The organism is Streptomyces sp. f51 (assembly GCF_037940415.1).
GTDB lineage: Bacteria > Actinomycetota > Actinomycetes > Streptomycetales > Streptomycetaceae > Streptomyces.
The window spans coordinates 1,581,169-1,601,596 of record NZ_CP149798.1 but is presented as its reverse complement, the minus strand read 5'-3'; the positions used below and the strand labels follow the sequence as shown (position 1 = coordinate 1,601,596).

Genomic DNA, 20,428 nt, shown 5'->3' with positions numbered 1-20,428 from the left:
GGATCATCTGACGGAAAGTCACCATGCCGGTGTCGAAGCCCACTTGGGCAACGGCACCGGCATCCGTCCGTCCGCGAGGCACCCTTGACTTGACCATGAAGTGTCATGAGCCTGGCATCTGTTCGCTGCTGTGGCGAACCCGTGCAAGGGGGGCTCATGAGACGAAGAGCGAGCGCGATCCTCGCCACCGGCGCGCTCCTGCTGGGCGGTGCGGCCGTGGCGCCGGTCGCCCGGGCGCAGGACGGCGGTTCGCCCAGGCCCGACGCGAACGCCGTGAAGGTGTTCCGCGCCGAGATCACGAAGCAGCAGGTACCCCTGCTGCTCGCGGCCGGCCAGGACGGTCACGAACTCGGCGACACGACCTGGAAGAACGGCAGGAGCACGGTCGAGGTCTACGTCACCGACCAGCAGGCCGCGAAGCTGGAGAAGCAGGGCGTCGACCTCACCGAACACACGCTCTCCGCCCGGGCCGAGGGCCGGGTCGCCGCCGCCGACCAGGGGGTGTTCCGCCCGTACAGCGGGAAGGGCAACCTGGAGGAGGAGATCGTCGAGACCGGTCGGGCGCACCCGGACCTGACCACGGTCGTCTCCATCGGCAAGACGCTGAACGGCCAGGACATCCTCGCGCTCAAACTGACCAAGGGCGCCCGGAAGACCAAGGACGGCTCCAGGCCGTCGGTGCTGTACGTGTCCAACCAGCACGCGCGCGAGTGGATCACCCCCGAGATGACGCGGCGGCTGATGCACTACTACCTGGACCACTACGCGACCGACAAGCGCATCAAGAAGATCGTCGACTCCACCGAACTGTGGTTCGTCCTGTCGGCCAACCCCGACGGCTACGACTACACCTTCAAGGACGCCGACACCCGCCAGTGGCGCAAGAACCTGCGGGACGTGAACGGCGACGGCGTCATCTCCACCGGCGACGGCGTCGACCTCAACCGCAACTTCGCCTACAAGTGGGGCTACGACGACGAGGGTTCGTCCCCCAACCCCACCAGCGAGACCTACCGGGGCGCGAGCCCGGAGTCCGAGCCCGAGACCAGGGCGCTCGACACCTTCGAGAAGCGCGTCGGCTTCACGTACGGGATCAACTACCACTCCGCCGCCGAACTGCTGCTCTACGGAGTGGGCTGGCAGGTGGCGACGCCGACACCGGACGACGTGCTCTACAAGGCGCTCGCCGGGACCCCGGAGCACTCCGCGATCCCGGGCTACCACCCGCAGGTCTCCTCGGAGCTGTACACGACCAACGGCGAGGCGGACGGTCACGCGGGCAACGTCAACGGCATGGCGATGTTCACCCCCGAGATGTCGACCTGTCAGACGGCCTCGGACGCCGACCCGAACGACGCCTGGAACGCGGCGGACTGCGCCTCCGTCTTCACCTTCCCGGACGACGAGAATCTGATCGAGCAGGAGTTCGAGAAGAACGTCCCGTTCGCGCTCTCCGTCGCCGAGACCGCCGCGCACCCCGACCGGCCGTCCTCGTCGGTGGGCCTCGACGCGCCCGACTTCACCCCGGCCGCCTTCACCACGTCCTACTCCCGTGGCGCCGGCCAGCAGGTCTCCGCCGTCATCCGCAAGTCCGTGCGCGACAAGCGGCTCAGGTACCGCGTGGACGGCGGCCGTACGCACACCGTCGCGGTCAGGGGCTGGCGGGGCGGCGAGACCTACGGGGGCACCGACAACCTCTACTTCGACGAGTACCGCGCCAGGATCGCGGACGGTGGTCCGGGCGACCGGGTCGAGGTCTGGTTCACCGGTACGACCCGAGCCGGAAAGCCCACCTCCAGCAGCCACTTCACGTACACCGTGGCACAGCGGCCGAGGGCCGACGTGCTCGTGGTCGCCGAGGAGGGCGCCGCGGCCACGCAGGCGCAGACGTACGTCGACGCGCTGAAGGCCGACGGCAGGAAGGCCCTGGTCTGGGACGTCGCCACCCAGGGCGCGCCCGACGCGCTCGGTGTCCTCGACCACTTCCGCACGGTCGTCCACTACACCGGCGCCCTGCGGCCCGGGAACGCCACCCAGCTCCAGCTGCGGGCCTTCCTCAACGAGGGCGGCAAGCTGGTCGAGGCGGGCGAACTCGCCGGCGGCAGCGTCGACCTGGGCGGGGGCACCCTCTCGAACGACTTCAGCCAGTACTACCTGGGCGCCTACTCCCGCACGTCCACACCCGGCGCCAAGGGCTTCACCGGCTCGGGTGGGCTCGACGGCGCCACGGGAACGCTCGGCGACGCGCCCGGCAACCCGCTGAACGCGGCGGGCACCTACGCCGTCACCTCCGACTCGCTCAGCGCGGCGCAGTACCCGCAGTTCGCCTCCGGCGCGGGGGCGGGACAGTTCAGCGGGACCGTCAACCCGTACGGGCCGTACGCGGGCTCGTACATGGCCGCCGCGGTGCACACCGACGACGCCTACAAGCGGCTCACCCGCACGATCGACCTCACCGGGGTCTCCGCCGCCGACACGCCGACGCTGCGTTCCCGGATGCTGTGGGACACCGAGCCCGGCTACGACCACGCGGTCGTCGAGGTCCACACGACCGGCGCCGACGACTGGACCACGCTCCCCGAGGCGGGCGGTGCGACCACCTCGGCCGTCCCCGCCGAGTGCGAGGCCGGCTTCCTGGCCCAGGAACACCCCTGGATCAGGCACTACCTGACCGTGAGCGCGGCCGGGTGCACCGCCACCGGCTCCAGCGGCCGGTGGAACAGCTTCACCGGCGCGTCCAGCGGCTGGCAGCAGGTCTCCTTCGACCTGAGCGCGTACGCCGGCCGGTCCGTCGAGGTCTCGTTCAGCTACATCAGCGACCCGAGCTCGGGCGGTCACGGCCTCCTCGTGGACGACTCCTCGCTCGTGGTCGGCGGGAACTCCGTGGACACGGAGGGATTTGAATCCTCCCTCGGTCCCTGGAGCGTCGCCGGTCCGCCTCCGGGCAGCCCGGCCGTCCTGCGGGACTGGGCGCGCACCGGAGAGCTCTTCAAGACCTACGGGGCGGTCACCACGGACGACACCGTGCTGCTGGGCTTCGGTCTGGAACACGTCGGTACGGCGGCCGACCGCGCGGCCTTGATCGGAAAGGCACTTTCGGCACTCGACAACTGACCGTACGTGACCATCACATGAACAGAACGGGCGATCCGTACCCCTACTGACGGGTACGGATCGCCCTGCCGTGTATGGCCGTGCTCGATGTCACTCAGGGGCCTTGGGGGAGGTAGGGTCGGAGGCGGTCGGGGACATCCCATACAACTCGCCGACACTTGAGTCGGCGTACCTAACGAGGAGATCGGTTCGTGACGATCCGCGTAGGCATCAACGGCTTTGGCCGCATCGGTCGTAACTACTTCCGCGCGCTGCTGGAGCAGGGTGCTGACATCGAGATCGTGGCTGTCAACGACCTGGGTGACACCGCGACCACCGCCCACCTGCTCAAGTACGACACCATTCTGGGCCGCCTCAAGGCCGAGGTGTCGCACACCGCCGACACGATCACCGTCGACGGGCACACGATCAAGGTCCTGTCCGAGCGCAACCCCGCCGACATCCCGTGGGGCCGGCTCGGCGTCGACATCGTCATCGAGTCGACCGGCATCTTCACGAAGAAGGCCGACGCCGAGAAGCACATCGCCGGCGGCGCCAAGAAGGTCCTCATCTCGGCTCCGGCCAAGGACGAGGACATCACCATCGTGATGGGCGTCAACCAGGACCAGTACGACCCGGCGAACCACAACATCATCTCCAACGCCTCCTGCACCACGAACTGTGTGGCGCCGATGGCCAAGGTTCTCGACGAGAACTTCGGCATCGTCAAGGGCCTGATGACGACGGTTCACGCGTACACCAACGACCAGCGCATCCTGGACTTCCCGCACTCGGACCTGCGCCGCGCCCGCGCCGCCGCCGAGAACATCATCCCGACCACGACCGGTGCCGCGAAGGCCACCGCCCTGGTCCTCCCGCAGCTCAAGGGCAAGCTGGACGGCATCGCCATGCGCGTCCCGGTCCCGACCGGCTCGGCCACCGACCTGGTCGTGACGCTCCAGCGCGAGGTCACCAAGGACGAGGTCAACGCCGCGTTCAAGAAGGCGTCCGAGGACGGCGACCTCAAGGGCTTCCTGGCGTACACCGAGGACCCGATCGTCTCCTCGGACATCGTCAGCGACCCGGCCTCCTGCACCTTCGACTCCTCCCTGACCATGGTCCAGGAGGGCAACACGGTGAAGATCCTCGGCTGGTACGACAACGAGTGGGGCTACTCCAACCGCCTCGTGGACCTGACGGTCTTCGTCGGCGGCCAGCTCTAGTCACCCGAGCAGGCACCTCGATGTGAGCCAGGGCTCGGGCAGCGCGACGCCGCGCTGCCCGGGCCCTGCGCCACGTGGTGATCGATCAGCCCCCTCGGATCCCCAGAGCCTTCCCCTAGGAGTCGCTTCATGAAGACGATCGACGAGCTTCTCGCCGAAGGAGTGTCCGGCAAGCGGGTCTTCGTCCGCGCCGACCTCAACGTGCCGCTGGCCGGCGGCCTCATCACCGACGACGGCCGCATCCGCGCCGTCCTGCCCACCGTCAAGGCACTGGCAGAGGCGGGCGCCAAGGTCGTCGTCGCCTCGCACCTGGGCCGCCCCAAGGGCGCCCCGGACCCGGCCTTCTCGCTGCTGCCCGCCGCCGAGCGCCTCGGTGAACTCCTCGGCGCGCCGGTCGCGTTCGCGCAGGACACCGTCGGACCCGCCGCCCACGACGCCGTGGACGGTCTGGAGCCCGGCCAGGTCGCGGTCGTCGAGAACCTCCGCTTCAACGCCGGCGAGACGTCCAAGGACGACACCGAGCGCGGCGAGTTCGCCGACCGGCTCGCCGCCCTCGCGGACGTGTACGTGGGCGACGGCTTCGGCGCCGTGCACCGCAAGCACGCCTCCGTGTACGACCTCCCGGCCCGTCTGCCGCACTACGCCGGTCACCTCATCGCCACCGAGGTCGGCGTCCTGAAGAAGCTCACCGAGGACGTCGCGCGCCCGTACGTCGTCGCGCTCGGCGGCTCCAAGGTCTCCGACAAGCTCGCCGTCATCGACCAGCTGCTCGGCAAGGCCGACCGCATCCTGATCGGCGGCGGCATGGCCTTCACCTTCCTCAAGGCCAAGGGCTGCGAGGTCGGCACCTCGCTGCTCCAGGAGGACCAGATCCCGGCCGTCACCGAGTACATGGCGCGCGCCGAGAAGCTGGGCGTCGAGCTGGTGCTCCCGGTCGACGTCGTGGTCTCCCCCGGATTCCCGGACCTCAAGACCAAGGCGCCCAGCGAGCACACCGCCGTCGAGGCGGACCAGATGCCCGAGGGGCAGCTGGGCCTGGACATCGGTCCGAAGACCGGCGCCCTGTACGCAGCCAAGCTCGCCGACGCCGAGACCGTCTTCTGGAACGGTCCCATGGGCGTCTTCGAGCACCCCGACTACGCCGAGGGCACCAAGGCGGTCGCCCAGGCCCTGGTCGACTCCAAGGGCTTCACCGTCGTCGGCGGCGGAGACTCCGCCGCCGCGGTGCGCACCCTCGGTTTCGACGAGAACGCATTCGGCCACATCTCGACCGGTGGCGGCGCCTCCCTCGAATACCTCGAGGGCAAGACGCTCCCCGGCCTCGCCGCACTGGAGGACTGACCTAGATGAGCACGCGCACGCCGCTGATGGCGGGCAACTGGAAGATGAACCTCAACCACCTCGAGGCCATCGCGCACGTCCAGAAGCTCGCCTTCGCCCTGGCCGACAAGGACTACGAGGCCTGTGAGGTCGCCGTCCTGCCGCCCTTCACCGACCTGCGCTCCGTGCAGACCCTGGTCGACGGCGACAAGCTCAAGATCAAGTACGGCGCCCAGGACCTGTCCGCGCAGGACTCCGGCGCCTACACCGGCGAGATCTCCGGCTCGATGCTGGCGAAGCTGAAGTGCACGTACGTGGCCGTCGGCCACTCCGAGCGCCGTCAGTACCACGACGAGACCGACGACGTCGTGAACGCCAAGGTCAAGGCCGCCTACAAGCACGGTCTGACCCCGATCCTGTGCGTGGGCGAGGAGCTGGACGTCCGCGAGGCCGGCAACCACGTCTCCCACACCCTCGCCCAGGTCGAGGGCGGTCTCAAGGACCTCCCGGCCGAGCAGGCCGAGTCCGTCGTGATCGCGTACGAGCCCGTCTGGGCCATCGGCACCGGCAAGGTCTGCGGCGCCGACGACGCGCAGGAGGTCTGCGCCGCGATCCGCGCCAAGCTCGCCGAGCTGTACTCCCAGGAGCTGGCCGACGCGGTCCGCATCCAGTACGGCGGCTCGGTGAAGTCCGGCAATGTCGCCGAGATCATGGCGAAGCCCGACATCGACGGCGCTCTGGTCGGCGGCGCGTCGCTCGACGCCGACGAGTTCGTCAAGATCGTCCGGTTCCGCGACCAGTAAGTATGCGGTAGCGGCGATTCGTCGTACCCTTGCGGGGGTCTGGTGCCATCGCGCCGGACCCCCGTCGTCCATCCAGTTCCGAGGAAGTTGGTCCAGCCGTGGTTTTGGGGTTCTCGATCGCCCTGATCGTCTTCAGCCTGCTGCTGATGCTGCTGGTGCTGATGCACAAGGGAAAGGGCGGCGGCCTGTCCGACATGTTCGGTGGCGGCATGCAGTCGTCCGTCGGCGGCTCCTCGGTCGCCGAGCGCAACCTCGACCGCATCACGCTGATGATCGGTCTGCTCTGGTTCGCCTGCATTGTCGTCCTCGGTGTGCTGATGAAGATCAACAACTGATCACCGAGCGACATCGGTACGGCAGCACAACTGCACATTACGCAAGCACATTCCGCACGTAAGGCCCCATGTCCGGTACGCGCCTCCAGGCGCCGCCTATCATGGGGCTTGCGTCTAGGGGTGGGGATGTAACTCCAATCACTGGACGTGCGTTGGGCCTTACGTAGACTGAGGCGCTCGCAACGAAGCGACACGCCGACTCGCTTCGCGGCACCATCACGCAGGGAGTTACGACCGTGGCAAGTGGCAACGCGATCCGAGGAAGCCGGGTCGGGGCGGGGCCGATGGGCGAGGCCGAGCGCGGCGAGTCCGCGCCGCGGCTGCGCATCTCCTTCTGGTGCTCGAACGGGCACGAGACGCAGCCCAGCTTCGCCAGCGACGCGCAGGTCCCCGACACCTGGGACTGTCCGCGCTGCGGCTTCCCCGCAGGACAGGACCGGGACAACCCGCCGGACCCGCCGCGCACCGAGCCCTACAAGACGCACCTCGCGTATGTGCGGGAGCGACGCAGCGACGCGGACGGCGAGGCGATCCTCGCCGAGGCGCTCGCCAAACTGCGGGGCGAGATCTAGGAGTTGAGACCGGCCGGGCATCCCGTGGGTGTCTGGCCGGAGGCGTATCGCGGTGACGCCGAGGCCGGTGCCCGCCCGCCGCCGGCTCCGCCACGCCCGGACGCGCGTCCGGGCCCGGCCGTCAGCGCGCCCGCGCCGCGCGCCGGTTCGTCCGCCGTGCCCGGGCACGCGACGACGGCCGGGTCACGCCGATGCAGCAGCGGCCCGGGATTCACCGCCGGCGACCCCGTGCAGCCCTGCCCTGCCGGGCGCGCGTGGCAGCCCGCGATCTCACGCGGATCCGCCCGAAGCCCTGCCGGGCGGTCGCGGTGGCCCGGAAATCCCGCGCCGACTCTTCCCTGCGGCCGTGCCCGGCCGGGCGGGCTCGGCAGCCCGTGATCTCACGCGGACCCGCTCGCGAGACCCTGCCCCGGCCCGAACGGACCGGCACCGTTCGCGCTCGCGTGCCCCTTCCCGCCCGCCTTCCGACGTCATCGTGCTGACACCTGCGGGCCGCCCGGACGTATCTGTTGTTGAGCCGGTGGACGCACTACGACAGCTCGTGTCCAGCTCTGATCAATTAGGTTGGAACCGGCAGCGGGGCAAGGTACGCAGCAGCACAGGCAGGAAGAAGGCGGAAGTCCGAGATGAACGCAGACAGCCGTACCAGGCTCAACCAGACACCCGAATGGACCGCTCTGGCCAAGCACCGCGAGGAGCTCGCCGGCACCCATCTGCGCGAGCTGTTCGCGGCCGAGCCCGGACGCGGCTCCGGCTACTCGCTCCAGGTCGGCGATCTGCACGTCGACTACTCCAAGCACCTGGTCACCGACGAGACGCTGCGGCTGCTGCGCGAGCTGGCCGTCGCCACGGACGTGTTCGGTCTGCGGGACGCGATGTTCCGGGGCGAGAAGATCAACACGACCGAGGACCGGGCGGTGCTGCACACGGCGCTGCGGGCGCCGCGGGACGCGGTGGTCGAGGTCGACGGCGAGAACGTGGTGCCGGCCGTGCACGCGGTCCTGGACAAGATGGCCGGCTTCGCGGAGCGGGTGCGCTCGGGCGAGTGGACCGGGCACACCGGCAAGCGCATCAAGAACGTCGTCAACATCGGCATCGGCGGCTCGGACCTCGGCCCCGCCATGGCCTACGAGGTGCTGCGCTCCTTCACCGACCGCTCGCTGACCCTGCGGTTCGTCTCGAACGTGGACGGCGCGGACCTGCACGAGGCCGTCCGCGACCTGGACCCGGCCGAGACGCTGTTCGTCATCGCCTCCAAGACGTTCACCACTATCGAGACCATCACCAACGCCACCTCCGCGCGCGAGTGGCTGCTGACCGGCCTGAAGGCGGGTCAGGAGGCGGTGGCGAAGCACTTCGTGGCGCTGTCGACGAACGCGGAGAAGGTGTCGGACTTCGGTATCGACACGGCGAACATGTTCGAGTTCTGGGACTGGGTCGGCGGGCGCTACTCGTACGACTCGGCGATCGGCCTGTCGCTGATGATCGCGATCGGTCCGGACCGGTTCCGCGAGATGCTCGACGGCTTCCACCTGGTCGACGAGCACTTCCGCACCGCGCCCGCCGAGGCCAACGCCCCGCTGCTGATGGGCCTGTTGGGCATCTGGTACGGCAACTTCCACGACGCCCAGTCGCACGCGGTGCTGCCGTACTCGCACTACCTGTCGAAGTTCACGGCCTATCTCCAGCAGCTCGACATGGAGTCCAACGGCAAGTCCGTGGACCGTGAGGGCAGCCCGGTGGAGTGGCAGACCGGACCGGTGGTGTGGGGCACGCCCGGCACCAACGGCCAGCACGCGTACTACCAGTTGATCCACCAGGGCACCAAGCTCATCCCCGCCGACTTCATCGGCTTCGCCGAGCCCGTGGCCGATCTGCTGCCGGGCCTGGTCGCCCAGCACGACCTGCTGATGGCGAACTTCTTCGCGCAGACGCAGGCGCTGGCGTTCGGCAAGACCCCGGACGAGGTCCGCGCCGAGGGTGTGCCCGAGGAACTGGTGCCGCACAAGACGTTCCAGGGCAACCACCCGACCACCACGATCCTGGCGAAGGAGCTGACCCCCTCCGTCCTCGGCCAGTTGATCGCGCTCTACGAGCACAAGGTGTTCGTCGAGGGCGCGGTCTGGAACATCGACTCCTTCGACCAGTGGGGCGTCGAACTCGGCAAGGTGCTCGCCAAGCGCGTCGAGCCCGCCCTGACCGAGGGCGCGGATGTGTCGGGACTGGACGCGTCGACCAAGGCGCTGGTCGCCAAGTACCGCACTCTGCGGGGTCGTTGAGCCTGATTGAGGGGAAGCGGGCGGCGGGAGTCCGCCCGCTTCCCGTAACGGAAACGCCGAACGGGGCGGCAGGGTCCGTGACCCTGCCGCCCCGTTCGGCGTTTCCGTGGTTCAGCCGCTCACGCGGACGCCGGTGGATACAGCGACCGCGGGAGCTGGGACGCGGCCGCGGCGTCCAGCAGCCACAGCGTGCGGGAGCGGCCGTACGCTCCCGCGGCCGGGGCCTGGATCTCGCCCGCGCCCGACAGGGCGATCGCGGCCGCCTCCGCCTTGTCCTCGCCGGCCGCGAGCAGCCACACCTCGCGGGCGGCGCGGATCGCGGGCAGGGTCAGCGAGATCCGGGTCGGCGGCGGCTTGGGCGCGCCGTGCACGCCCACCACCGTCCGCTCCGTCTCCCGCACCGCGGGCAGCTCCGGGAAGAGCGAGGCCACGTGCGTGTCCGGGCCGACGCCCAGCATCAGCACGTCGAAGGCCGGGACCGGACCGTGGTTCTCGGGCCCGGCGGCCTTCGCGAGCTCCGCCGCGTACGACTCCGCCGCCGCCTCGACGTCGGCGCCGTAGGGACCGTCGGACGCGGGCATGGTGTGCACCCGCTCCGGGTCCAGCGGCACCGCGTCGAGCAGGGCCGCGCGGGCCTGCGTGTCGTTGCGGTCGGGGTCACCCTCGGGGAGGTAGCGCTCGTCGCCCCACCACAGGTCCAGACGCGCCCAGTCGACGGCGTCCCGGGCGGGCGCGGACGCGAGCGCCGCGAGGAGCCCGTTTCCGTTGCGCCCGCCGGTGAGCACGATCGACGCGTAGCCGCGCGAGGCCTGCGCGTCCACGATCTTCGTGATCAGCCGCGCCGCCGCGGCCTCGGCCATCAGTTCCTTGTCGCGGTGGACGACGAGCTGCGGAGTGTTCACTCGGCGGCCGCCTTGTCCGCCGCCTTCTTGGCGAGCGTCTCGGCCACTCCGGCGGGGGAGTCCTTGGCGACAGGGGCCGCCTTCGTGGCGGTCGCGGTACCGCCCGACGCCCTGGAACCGCCGGTGTCCGCCGGGGCGTTCAGCCGGTCGACGCCGAAGCGCAGTGCCGAGGCGTAGGTGTCGTCCGGGTCCAGGCGGCGCAGCTCCTCCGCCATCAGCTCGGCCGTCTCCCGGCGCTTGAGCGCCACCGCGCGGTCGGGCTGCCCCTGGATGGACAGCGTGGCGAGGGTGCCGTCCGCGCGGTCCAGGACGATCGGGCCGCAGCTCGTGTCCAGCCGGACCGCGGTGAGACCGGGGCCCGAGGACAGCGACCGCTTGACCGGGACCTCCAGCCGGTCCGCGAGCCACATCGCGAGCAGCTCGCAGCTCGGGTTGAACTCCTCGCCCTCCACCTCGACCGCGTCCACGTCGCAGGTGACCTGGTCCAGGGCCGCGGCCAGCATCGAACGCCAGGGCGTGATGCGGGTCCACGACAGGTCCGTGTCGCCCGGGGTGTAGGCCTCGGCGCGGGCGTTGAGCTCCCGTACCGGGGCCTCGGCGGCGTAGGTGTCGGTCACCCGGCGCTGCGCGAGCGCGCCGAGCGGGTCCTTCGCCGGGTCGAGCGGCGCGTTGACCGGCCACCAGACGACGACGGGGGCGTCCGGCAGCAGCAGCGGCAGGACGACCGACTGGGCGTGGTTGATCACCTCGCCGTACAGGCGCAGCACCACCGTCTCGCCGGTGCCCGCCTCCGCCCCGAGCCGCACCTCGGCGTCGAGCCGCGACGTCGTGCGGTCGCGGGGGGAGCGGGAGACGCGCTTGATGACCACGAGGGTGCGCGAGGGGTGCTCGCGCGAGGCCTCGTTGGCGGCCTTCAGGGCGTCGTAGGCGTTCTCCTCGTCGGTGACGATGACGAGGGTGAGCACCATGCCGACGGCGGGTGTGCCGATGGCGCGGCGGCCCTGGACGAGCGCCTTGTTGACCTTGCTGGCCGTGGTGTCCGTGAGATCGGTCTTCATGGGCGACGCCAGCTCCGTCCGTCTCGTTCGAGCATCTCGTCGGCCTCGACGGGTCCCCAGGTGCCCGAGGGGTACTGCGCGGGCTTGCCGTGCTTGTCCCAGTACTGCTCGATCGGGTCGAGGATCTTCCAGGACAGCTCGACCTCCTCCGTGCGCGGGAAGAGGTTCGAGTCACCGAGCAGCACGTCGAGGATCAGACGCTCGTACGCCTCAGGGCTCGACTCCGTGAAGGACTCGCCGTACGCGAAGTCCATCGAGACGTCCCGGATCTCCATGGAGGTGCCGGGCACCTTGGAGCCGAAGCGGACCGTGACGCCCTCGTCGGGCTGGACACGGAAGACGATCGCGTTCTGGCCCAGCTCCTCCGTCGCCGTGTGGTCGAAGGGGGAGTGCGGGGCGCGCTGGAAGACGACCGCGATCTCGGTGACGCGGCGGCCGAGCCGCTTGCCGGTGCGCAGGTAGAACGGGACGCCCGCCCAGCGGCGGTTGTCCACCTCCACCTTGATCGCGGCGAAGGTGTCGGTCTTCGACTTGGGGTCGATACCGTCCTCCTGGAGGTAGCCGACGACCTTCTCGCCGCCCTGCCACCCCGCCGCGTACTGGCCGCGGACCGTGCTCTTGCCCAGGTCCTTCGGCAGCCTGGTCGCGCCGAGCACCTTGGTCTTCTCCGCCGCGAGCGCGTCCGCGTCGAAGGAGGAGGGCTCCTCCATGGCGGTCAGCGCCATCAGCTGGAGCAGGTGGTTCTGGATGACGTCACGGGCTGCGCCGATGCCGTCGTAGTAGCCGGCGCGGCCGCCGATGCCGATGTCCTCGGCCATCGTGATCTGCACGTGGTCGACGAACGACCGGTTCCAGATCGGCTCGAACATCGTGTTGGCGAAGCGCAGCGCCAGGATGTTCTGGACGGTCTCCTTGCCCAGATAGTGGTCGATGCGGAAGACCTGGTCCGGGGCGAAGACCTCGTGCACGATCGCGTTGAGCTCCTCGGCCGACTTGAGGTCGTGGCCGAAGGGCTTCTCGATGACCGCGCGACGCCAGGAGCCGCCCGACTGCTCCGCCAGCTTGTGCTTCTTCAGCTGCTGGATGACCACCGGGAACGCGGACGGCGGCACGGACAGGTAGAAGGCGAAGTTGCCGCCCGTGCCCTGTGCCTTGTCCAGTTCCTCGATGGTGGAGCGCAGCCGGTCGAAGGCGTCGTCGTCGTCGAAGGTGCCCTGGACGAAGCGCATGCCCTGGACGAGCTGCTGCCAGACCTCCTCGCGGAAGGGGGTGCGGGAGTGCTCCTTGACCGCGTCGTGGACCTCCTGGGCGAAGTCCTCGTGGGCCCACTCGCGGCGGGCGAACCCGACGAGGGAGAAGCCCGGCGGGAGCAGACCCCGGTTGGCGAGGTCGTACACCGCGGGCATCAGCTTTTTACGTGACAAATCGCCCGTGACGCCGAAGATGACCAGGCCCGACGGCCCCGCGATACGCGGGAGCCGTCGGTCTGCGGGGTCACGCAGCGGGTTGCTGCTCGACAAGGTTTCAGCCCTCCGAAGGGGCGAGGCGCCGGAGCTCCGCCTCGGTCGACTTGAGCAGGTCGTTCCAGGCGGACTCGAACTTCTCGACGCCCTCGTCCTCAAGGAGCTGGACCACGTCGTCGTAGGAGATCCCGAGCTTCTCGACGGCGTCGAGCTCGGCACGGGACTGCTCGTACGTACCGGCGATGGTGTTGCCGGTGATCTGTCCGTGGTCCTCGGTGGCCTCCAGCGTGGCCTCCGGCATGGTGTTCACGGTGTTCGGCGCGACCAGCTCGTCGACGTACAGGGTGTCCTTGTACGCGGGGTCCTTGACGCCGGTCGATGCCCACAGCGGACGCTGCTTGTTGGCCTGCGCCCGGTCCAGGACCGCCCAGCGGTCGGTCGAGAAGACCTCCTCGTACGCCTGGTACGCGAGCCGGGCGTTGGCGACGCCCGCCTTGCCGCGGGCGGCCTTGGCCTCGGGGGTGCCCTGGGCGTCGAGCCGCTTGTCGATCTCGGTGTCCACGCGGGACACGAAGAAGGACGCCACGGAGTGGATCTTCGAGAGGTCCAGGCCGCGCTCCTTGGCCTTCTCCAGGCCGGCGAGGAACGCCTCCATGACCTCGCGGTAGCGCTCCAGCGAGAAGATCAGCGTGACGTTGACGCTGATGCCGAGGCCGATGACCTCGGTGATCGCTGGCAGACCCGCCCTGGTGGCCGGGATCTTGATGAGCGTGTTGGGGCGGTCCACCAGCCAGGCCAGCTGCTTGGCCTCGGCGATCGTCGCCGTGGTGTTGTGCGCCAGACGGGGGTCGACCTCGATGGAGACCCGGCCGTCCTGGCCGCCGGAGGCGTCGAAGACGGGGCGCAGGATGTCGGCGGCGTCGCGGACGTCCGCCGTGGTGATCATGCGCAGGGCTTCTTCGACGGTGACCTTGCGGGCGGCGAGCTCGGTGACCTGCTGCTCGTAGCCGTCGCCGCTGCTGATCGCCTTCTGGAAGATCGACGGGTTGGTGGTGACGCCCACGACGTGCTGCTGGTCGATCAGCTCGGCAAGGTTGCCGGACGTGATCCGCTTGCGCGACAGGTCGTCCAGCCAGATCGCGACGCCTTCCTCGGAGAGGCGCTTGAGTGCGTCTGTCATGGAAATTGCATCTCCTACGTGTCGTATGTCGGCGTCAGCGCTGGGCTGCGGCGATCGATTCCCGGGCGGCTTCCGCGACGTTCTCGGCAGTGAAACCGAATTCGCGGAAGAGCACCTTGCCGTCGGCCGAAGCACCGAAGTGCTCCAGCGAAACAATGCGTCCGGCGTCCCCGACGAATCGGTGCCAGGTGAGACCGATTCCGGCCTCGACCGAGACACGGGCCTTCACCGAGGGCGGCAGGACGCTGTCCCGGTACCCCTGGTCCTGCTCGTCGAACCACTCCACGCACGGCATGGAGACGACCCGGGTGGGGATGCCCGCGGCCTGGAGCTGCTCGCGCGCCTCGACGACCACGTGCACCTCGGAGCCGGTGCCCATCAGGATGACCTCGGGCGCGCCGCCCTCGGCCTCGAACAGCACGTACCCGCCCTTGGCGGCGTCCTCGTTCGCCTCGTACGTCGGTACACCCTGACGGGTGAGCGCGAGGCCGTGCGGGGCGCCCTTGCCGTACACCTTGGTGTAGCGCTTGAGGATCTCGCGCCAGGCGATGGCCGTCTCGTTGGCGTCCGCGGGACGGACGACGTTCAGGCCGGGGATGGCGCGCAGCGAGGCGAGGTGCTCGACCGGCTGGTGGGTCGGACCGTCCTCGCCGAGGCCGATCGAGTCGTGCGTCCACACGTACGTCACCGGCAGGTGCATCAGGGCCGACAGACGGACCGAGTTGCGCATGTAGTCGGAGAACACCAGGAAGGTGCCGCCGTAGATGCGGGTGTTGCCGTGCAGCGCGATGCCGTTCATCTCCGCGGCCATGGAGTGCTCGCGGATGCCGAAGTGGATCGTGCGGCCGTACGGGTTCGCCTCGGGCAGCGGGTTGTCCGCCGGGAGGAACGAGCTGGTCTTGTCGATCGTGGTGTTGTTCGAGCCGGCGAGGTCGGCGGAGCCGCCCCACAGCTCGGGGATGACCGCGCCGAGGGCCTGGAGGACCTTGCCGGACGCGGCGCGGGTGGCGACACCCGTGCCCGCCTCGAAGACCGGGAGCTTCTCCTCCCAGCCGCTCGGCAGCTCGGTCGCCGCGATGCGGTCGTACTCCGCCGCGCGCTCCGGGTTGGCGGTACGCCAGGCGGCGTAGCCCTTCTCCCACTCGGCCTTGGCCTGGGCGCCGCGGTCCAGCGCCTGACGGGTGTGGGCCAGCACCTCGGCGGCGACGTCGAAGGACTTCTCCGGGTCGAAGCCGAGGACGCGCTTGGTGGCCGCGACCTCGTCGTCGCCGAGCGCCGAGCCGTGGGCGGCCTCGGTGTTCTGCGCGTTCGGGGCGGGCCAGGCGATGATCGAGCGCATCGCGATGAAGGACGGCTTGTCCGTCACCTTCTTCGCGGCCTCGATCGCGTTGTAGATGGCGTGCGGGTCGAGGTCGCCGTCCGGCTTCGGGGCGATCCGCTGCACGTGCCAGCCGTACGCCTCGTAGCGCTTGACCGTGTCCTCGGAGACCGCGGTCTCGGTGTCGCCCTCGATCGAGATGTGGTTGTCGTCCCACAGCAGGATCAGGTTGCCGAGCTCCTGGTGGCCCGCCATGGAGGAGGCCTCGGCGGAGATGCCCTCCTGGAGGCAGCCGTCACCGGCGATCGCGTAGATGAAGTGGTCGAACGGGGACTCGCCCTTCGGCGCGTCGGGGTCGAACAGGCCGCGCTCGTAGCGGGCGGCCATCGCCATGCCCACCGCGTTGGCGACACCCTGGCCGAGCGGGCCGGTCGTGGTCTCCACGCCCGGCGTGTGACCGTACTCCGGGTGTCCGGGTGTCCTGCTGCCCCAGGTCCTGAAGGACTCCAGGTCGTCCAGCTCCAGGCCGAAGCCGGCCAGGTAGAGCTGGGTGTAGAGGGTCAGGGACGAGTGGCCGGCGGACAGCACGAAGCGGTCGCGTCCAACCCAGTCGGTGTCCGCCGGGTCGTGCCGCATCACCTTCTGGAAGAGGGTGTAGGCGGCGGGCGCCAGGCTCATGGCCGTACCGGGATGGCCGTTGCCGACCTTCTGTACGGCATCGGCGGCCAGGACGCGGGCGGTGTCCACGGCCCGCTGGTCCAGCTCGGTCCACTCGAGGTCTGTGGTGGTCGGCTTGGTGCTCACCCTGGGTCAGGGCTCCTCTCCACATGTCACACATGTCGAATTGCCGGTGCACTGGGCGCCCCGGCCGTTGTCGAGCCTACCCCCGTGAGTACGCGCGTTTTTTCGAGTCATTCCAGACTGCCGGGACTCATCGGGATCCGCCTCCCGACTGGGCCGTTCCGTGTTCGGCACATGAATACGGAGCCGCTCGTCCGAGTGCTCAATCGAGTCTCGATCAGCTCTTCCGGCCGCACTGCCCAACACGGGCGCACCCCCGCGAATGCCGGGGTCTGGGCAACGTCTACAGTGGCGTGGTACGCGCGGGCCTTTACGGGGAATTCATCCCGGGGCTCGCTGGGATGTCTCTGTCAGGGGTGTGCGTGACGGCCGTCGAATCCCGTCCAGCGGGTGTTCTCGGGACGAGCAGCAGCCGGGGCCAGCGGCCGTTCGGGGCCCGACTCAAGGCGTTCGTGGCGCTGACCAAGCCGCGGATCATCGAGCTGCTGCTGATCACCACCGTTCCGGTGATGTTCCTGGCCCAGCAGGGTGTGCCCGATCTGAAGCTGGTGCTCCTCACCTGCCTCGGCGGCTATCTGTCCGCGGGCGGCGCCAACGCGCTGAACATGTACATCGACCGCGACATCGACGCCCTCATGGAGCGGACCTCCCAGCGTCCTCTCGTCACCGGCATGGTCAGCCCCCGTGAGTGCCTCGCCTTCGGCATCACGCTGGCGGTCGTGTCGACCCTGCTGTTCGGTCTCGCCGTCAACTGGCTGTCGGCCTGGCTGTCGCTCGGGGCGCTCCTCTTCTACGTCGTCGTCTACACGATGATCCTCAAACGGCGTACCTCGCAGAACATCGTCTGGGGCGGCATCGCGGGCTGTCTGCCCGTGCTCATCGGCTGGTCGTCCGTCACGGACTCCATGTCCTGGGCGCCGGTCATCCTCTTCCTCGTCATGTTCTTCTGGACGCCGCCTCACTACTGGCCGCTGTCCATGAAGGTGAAGGACGACTACGCGCGCGTCGGCGTGCCGATGCTGCCGGTCGTCGCGAGCAACAAGGTGGTCGCCCGCCAGATCGTCCTCTACAGCTGGGTGATGGTCGCGGTCTCGCTGCTGCTGACCCCGCTCGGCTACACCGGCTGGTTCTACACCGTGGTCGCGCTGGCCGCGGGCGGCTTCTGGCTCTGGGAGGCGCACGGCCTCCAGAACCGCGCCAAGGCCGAGGTGACGGGCGGCAAGCTGAAGGAGATGCGGCTGTTCCACTGGTCGATCACCTACGTGTCGATCCTCTTCGTGGCCGTCGCGGTGGACCCCTTCCTGCGCTAGACCGTACGAAAGCCCTGACGGGAGGGGTGCGTGGTCAAGGCCACGCACCCCTCCCGTCGCCGTTCGATCTACTCGTCGGTAGCATCCTGGCCATGGCAGACACCGAGCAGATCGACGAGACCCCCGGCACCGTCCAGGACCCCGGGGCCGACCGCGCAGCGGCCAAGCTCGCGCGGCGGATCACCGCCTTCTCCAAGGCGCACGGCGGCGCCGAGGCCCAGGTCGCGTACATCGGACAGCGCGGCGCCCGTATCGTCCTCGTCGGCGAGGACGGCGGCTGGGGCGACCTCGTGGCGACGAGCTACGAGATCGCCGAGAACGCCGTGAAGAAGGCGGGGATCACCGTCCACGAGACCTTCGACGGCGAGTTCGCGGCCAAGGTGAAGACCGGCCCGTACGAGTGGAAGCGCATGGCCGGCATCCAGCTCGGCGGTCCCTCGAACGACTGACACGCCACCCCTCGCACGGACGGCCGACAATCGTCGGCTGTTCGCACGGGGTGCGCGCGACCAACACCTGACACCCGGCTCAGCCGTTAGGACCTGAAAAGCAACGGTCCATTCGCGGGGAGTCCGGATGATCGAAACGCCGTCCCTCGTGGACCAGTACTGCCACGGCGTACTGCGGACGGAGCTGGGCCTCGGCACGTTCGAGGCCCACCTCTCCAGAACCGGGGGCCCGCCGGCCGCGGGCACCACCTTCTTCGACACCCAGACCGGTTTCGCCGTACGGCGCTGGTGCCCGCCCCTGCTGGGACTCGAACCGCACTGCACGCCCGCCCGCTATCTGGCCCGGCGCCGTGAACTGGGCGTCCTGGAGTCGGGGCGAAGACTCCTGCGCGGCAGCGGCGTCACCACGTACCTCGTCGACACGGGGCTGCCCGGCGATCTGACCGGGCCAGGGGAGATGGCCTCCACCGGAGCCGCCAGCGCGCACGAGATCGTCCGGCTGGAGCCGCTCGCCGAACAGGTGGCCGACACCTCGGGTACCGTCGAGGCATTTCTGGCCAATCTCGCCGAATCCGTCCACGGAGCCGCCGCGAACGCCGTGGCCTTCACCTCCGTGGCGGGCGTGCGGCACGGTCTGGCCCTCGCGCCCGAACCGCCGGGACCCGGGGAGGTGCGGGGCGCGGCGGGCCGCTGGCTCGCCGGCCGGCGGGTGGGCGGCACGCTCACCGACCCGGTCCTGCTCCGCCATCTGCTGTGGATCGCGGTCGCGTCGGGCCTGCCCCTGCAACTGCACGCGGGACTCGGCGAACCGGGGCAGCGCGTCGACCGCACCGACCCCGCGCTGCTCACCGACTTCGCCCGCGCGACGGCGGGCCTCGGCACCGATCTGGTCCTGCTGCACGGCTACCCCTACCAGCGGCACGCGGCCCATCTCGCCGAGGTGTTCCCGCACGTCTACGCCGACCTGGGCGCGGCCCTGGTGCGCACCGGCGCGCGGTCCGCCGCCGTCCTCGCCGAGATCCTGGAGCTGGCCCCGTTCGGCAAGCTGCTCTTCTCCAGCGGGGCGCGCGGCCTTCCCGAACTCCACGTGATCGGCGCCCACCTCTTCCGCGAGGCGCTCGCACGGGTCCTCGGCGGCTGGGTCGCGGAAGGGGCCTGGTCACGGGCCGACGCCCAGCGGGTCGCGGGCCTGATCGCGGCGGGCAACGCACGGCGGGTGTACGGGCTGGAGTGAGCGCGCCGGGGCGGGAGAGGTCCGGGGTCGCCCGGAGGCGTCCCCGGAGCGGCTACGCGCGCGTGAGGGCCGACGCGGTCGCGGGACCCGGCAGATCCGCCACGGTCTCCGGGCGCTCGCGCAGGGCCAGCAGGACCCGCAGCACCCCGATCCACACGAGGCAGGAGCCGAGCATGTGGAGGGCGACCAGGGCCTCGGGCAGGTCGGTGAAGTACTGGACGTAGCCGATGACGCCCTGGGACAGCAGGATCAGGAACAGATCGCGCGTGCGCCGCAGGGGACCCTGGGGGGCGTCCACCGCCTTCAGGACGAACCAGAGCGCGAAGGTCAGCGTGACGACGATCCAGGCCAGCACGGCGTGCAGCTTGGCGACGGTCTCCCAGCCGACGGGGATGCGCTCGACCTCGCTGGAGTCACCCGCGTGCGGTCCGGCACCGGTGACGACCGTGCCGACCGCGATCAGCAGGACCGCGGCGACGACCAGGAACCACACGAGCTGCTGCACCGACTTGCCGACGAGCGGACGCGGTGCCGCGTCGCCCTCGCGGGTGCGCTGCCACATGAGCGCGGCCACCGTGATCAGCGCGGTGGACAGCAGGAAGTGGGCGGCGACCGTGTACGGGTTCAGACCGACCAGGACGACGATCCCGCCGAGGACCGCGTTGCTCATGACGATCCAGAACTGGGCCCAGCCGAGCCGGGTCAGACCGCGCCGCCAGGGCTTCTGCGAGCGTGCCGCGACGATGGCCCAGCCGACGGCGGCGCACAGCACGTACGTCAGCATGCGGTTGCCGAACTCGATGGCGCCGTGGAAGCCCATCGCGCTCGTCGCCGTGAGCGAGTCGTCGGTGCACTTGGGCCAGGTCGGGCAGCCGAGGCCGGAGCCGGTGAGCCGCACGGCACCGCCGGTCACCACGATCACGACCGACATGACGAGCGCGGCCAGGGCCGCGCGCTGCACCGTCCGGGCGGCCGGGGTCCAGCGTTCGGCGATGAAGGCGAGCGGGTTGCGCACCGCGCTGAGGGCGTCGGCTCGGGTCAGGTTCTGCACGCGCACCATCGTAGGGGCCCGCTTGTGCACGCTTTCA

Annotated in this window: 16 protein-coding genes; 10 read left to right on the top strand and 6 right to left on the bottom strand. The window is 69.9% G+C overall.

Going from position 1 to position 20,428, the window contains the following annotated elements; all coding sequences use genetic code 11:
* Positions 1–156: 156 nt before the first annotated feature.
* The 7 genes from WJM95_RS07175 to pgi all read left to right on the top strand — a co-directional run bounded on the left by WJM95_RS07175 (position 157) and on the right by pgi (position 9,625).
* Positions 157–3,114: a M14 family zinc carboxypeptidase gene (locus tag WJM95_RS07175; RefSeq protein ID WP_339128679.1), complete on the top strand. Its 2,958-nt coding sequence runs from the start codon at positions 157–159 to the stop codon at positions 3,112–3,114.
* A 191-nt stretch (positions 3,115–3,305) separates the two neighbouring features.
* Positions 3,306–4,316, top strand: coding sequence for a type I glyceraldehyde-3-phosphate dehydrogenase (gene gap, locus WJM95_RS07170; RefSeq protein ID WP_339128678.1), 1,011 nt, complete (start codon positions 3,306–3,308; stop codon positions 4,314–4,316).
* 129 nt (positions 4,317–4,445) lie between these two features.
* On the top strand, positions 4,446–5,657 hold the full coding sequence (locus WJM95_RS07165) for a phosphoglycerate kinase (RefSeq protein ID WP_339128677.1): 1,212 nt from the start codon (positions 4,446–4,448) through the stop codon (positions 5,655–5,657).
* Between the two features lie 5 nt (positions 5,658–5,662).
* Positions 5,663–6,439 (top strand): triose-phosphate isomerase, encoded by a 777-nt coding sequence (gene tpiA, locus WJM95_RS07160; RefSeq protein WP_339128676.1) that lies wholly within the window; start codon positions 5,663–5,665, stop codon positions 6,437–6,439.
* 98 nt (positions 6,440–6,537) lie between these two features.
* The gene (gene secG / locus WJM95_RS07155; protein WP_261703385.1) at positions 6,538–6,774 is read left to right on the top strand and encodes a preprotein translocase subunit SecG; all 237 of its coding nucleotides are present in this window, start codon (positions 6,538–6,540) and stop codon (positions 6,772–6,774) included.
* Between the two features lie 236 nt (positions 6,775–7,010).
* Positions 7,011–7,346: an RNA polymerase-binding protein RbpA gene (locus tag WJM95_RS07150; protein ID WP_003957010.1), complete on the top strand. Its 336-nt coding sequence runs from the start codon at positions 7,011–7,013 to the stop codon at positions 7,344–7,346.
* 626 nt (positions 7,347–7,972) lie between these two features.
* Positions 7,973–9,625 carry a glucose-6-phosphate isomerase gene (pgi, locus tag WJM95_RS07145; protein ID WP_339128675.1) on the top strand — a complete coding sequence of 551 codons (1,653 nt, stop codon included), beginning with the start codon at positions 7,973–7,975 and terminating at the stop codon, positions 9,623–9,625.
* A 119-nt stretch (positions 9,626–9,744) separates the two neighbouring features.
* Here the strand turns inward: pgi and pgl are convergent, their stop codons facing one another.
* Genes pgl through tkt form a run of 5 tightly spaced genes read right to left on the bottom strand, consistent with a single transcriptional unit; the run spans position 9,745 to position 16,350 of the window.
* On the bottom strand, positions 9,745–10,527 hold the full coding sequence (gene pgl / locus WJM95_RS07140) for a 6-phosphogluconolactonase (protein ID WP_339128674.1): 783 nt from the start codon (positions 10,525–10,527) through the stop codon (positions 9,745–9,747).
* Positions 10,524–11,585: a glucose-6-phosphate dehydrogenase assembly protein OpcA gene (gene opcA / locus WJM95_RS07135; RefSeq protein ID WP_339128673.1), complete on the bottom strand. Its 1,062-nt coding sequence runs from the start codon at positions 11,583–11,585 to the stop codon at positions 10,524–10,526. The genes pgl and opcA overlap by 4 nt, the downstream gene beginning before the upstream one ends.
* Positions 11,582–13,105, bottom strand: coding sequence for a glucose-6-phosphate dehydrogenase (gene zwf / locus WJM95_RS07130; RefSeq protein WP_339128672.1), 1,524 nt, complete (start codon positions 13,103–13,105; stop codon positions 11,582–11,584). The genes opcA and zwf overlap by 4 nt, the downstream gene beginning before the upstream one ends.
* A gap of 4 nt (positions 13,106–13,109) precedes the next feature.
* Positions 13,110–14,228, bottom strand: a complete 1,119-nt coding sequence (tal, locus tag WJM95_RS07125; protein WP_339128671.1) for a transaldolase — start codon at positions 14,226–14,228, stop codon at positions 13,110–13,112.
* A 34-nt stretch (positions 14,229–14,262) separates the two neighbouring features.
* The gene (gene tkt, locus WJM95_RS07120; RefSeq protein WP_339128670.1) at positions 14,263–16,350 is read right to left on the bottom strand and encodes a transketolase; all 2,088 of its coding nucleotides are present in this window, start codon (positions 16,348–16,350) and stop codon (positions 14,263–14,265) included.
* Positions 16,351–16,703: 353 nt separating this feature from the next.
* On the opposite strand from tkt, the gene WJM95_RS07115 reads away from it, so the two are divergent.
* The 3 genes from WJM95_RS07115 to WJM95_RS07105 all read left to right on the top strand — a co-directional run bounded on the left by WJM95_RS07115 (position 16,704) and on the right by WJM95_RS07105 (position 19,340).
* On the top strand, positions 16,704–17,657 hold the full coding sequence (locus tag WJM95_RS07115; protein ID WP_339135402.1) for a heme o synthase: 954 nt from the start codon (positions 16,704–16,706) through the stop codon (positions 17,655–17,657).
* Between the two features lie 92 nt (positions 17,658–17,749).
* Positions 17,750–18,106: a hypothetical protein gene (locus tag WJM95_RS07110; RefSeq protein WP_339128669.1), complete on the top strand. Its 357-nt coding sequence runs from the start codon at positions 17,750–17,752 to the stop codon at positions 18,104–18,106.
* 127 nt (positions 18,107–18,233) lie between these two features.
* On the top strand, positions 18,234–19,340 hold the full coding sequence (locus tag WJM95_RS07105; RefSeq protein WP_339128668.1) for an amidohydrolase family protein: 1,107 nt from the start codon (positions 18,234–18,236) through the stop codon (positions 19,338–19,340).
* A gap of 52 nt (positions 19,341–19,392) precedes the next feature.
* On the opposite strand, the gene WJM95_RS07100 is transcribed toward WJM95_RS07105, so the two are convergent.
* Positions 19,393–20,400, bottom strand: coding sequence for a COX15/CtaA family protein (locus WJM95_RS07100; RefSeq protein ID WP_339128666.1), 1,008 nt, complete (start codon positions 20,398–20,400; stop codon positions 19,393–19,395).
* Positions 20,401–20,428 lie beyond the last annotated feature (28 nt).

Coding starts and splice junctions, on each gene's coding strand:
- WJM95_RS07100 (WP_339128666.1), bottom strand. CDS start 20,400: ATGGTGCGCGTGCAGAACCTGACCCGAGCCGACGCCCTCAGCGCGGTG.
- tal (WP_339128671.1), bottom strand. CDS start 14,228: ATGACAGACGCACTCAAGCGCCTCTCCGAGGAAGGCGTCGCGATCTGG.
- tpiA (WP_339128676.1), top strand. CDS start 5,663: ATGAGCACGCGCACGCCGCTGATGGCGGGCAACTGGAAGATGAACCTC.
- WJM95_RS07110 (WP_339128669.1), top strand. CDS start 17,750: ATGGCAGACACCGAGCAGATCGACGAGACCCCCGGCACCGTCCAGGAC.
- WJM95_RS07165 (WP_339128677.1), top strand. CDS start 4,446: ATGAAGACGATCGACGAGCTTCTCGCCGAAGGAGTGTCCGGCAAGCGG.
- WJM95_RS07175 (WP_339128679.1), top strand. CDS start 157: ATGAGACGAAGAGCGAGCGCGATCCTCGCCACCGGCGCGCTCCTGCTG.
- opcA (WP_339128673.1), bottom strand. CDS start 11,585: ATGAAGACCGATCTCACGGACACCACGGCCAGCAAGGTCAACAAGGCG.
- WJM95_RS07105 (WP_339128668.1), top strand. CDS start 18,234: ATGATCGAAACGCCGTCCCTCGTGGACCAGTACTGCCACGGCGTACTG.
- pgi (WP_339128675.1), top strand. CDS start 7,973: ATGAACGCAGACAGCCGTACCAGGCTCAACCAGACACCCGAATGGACC.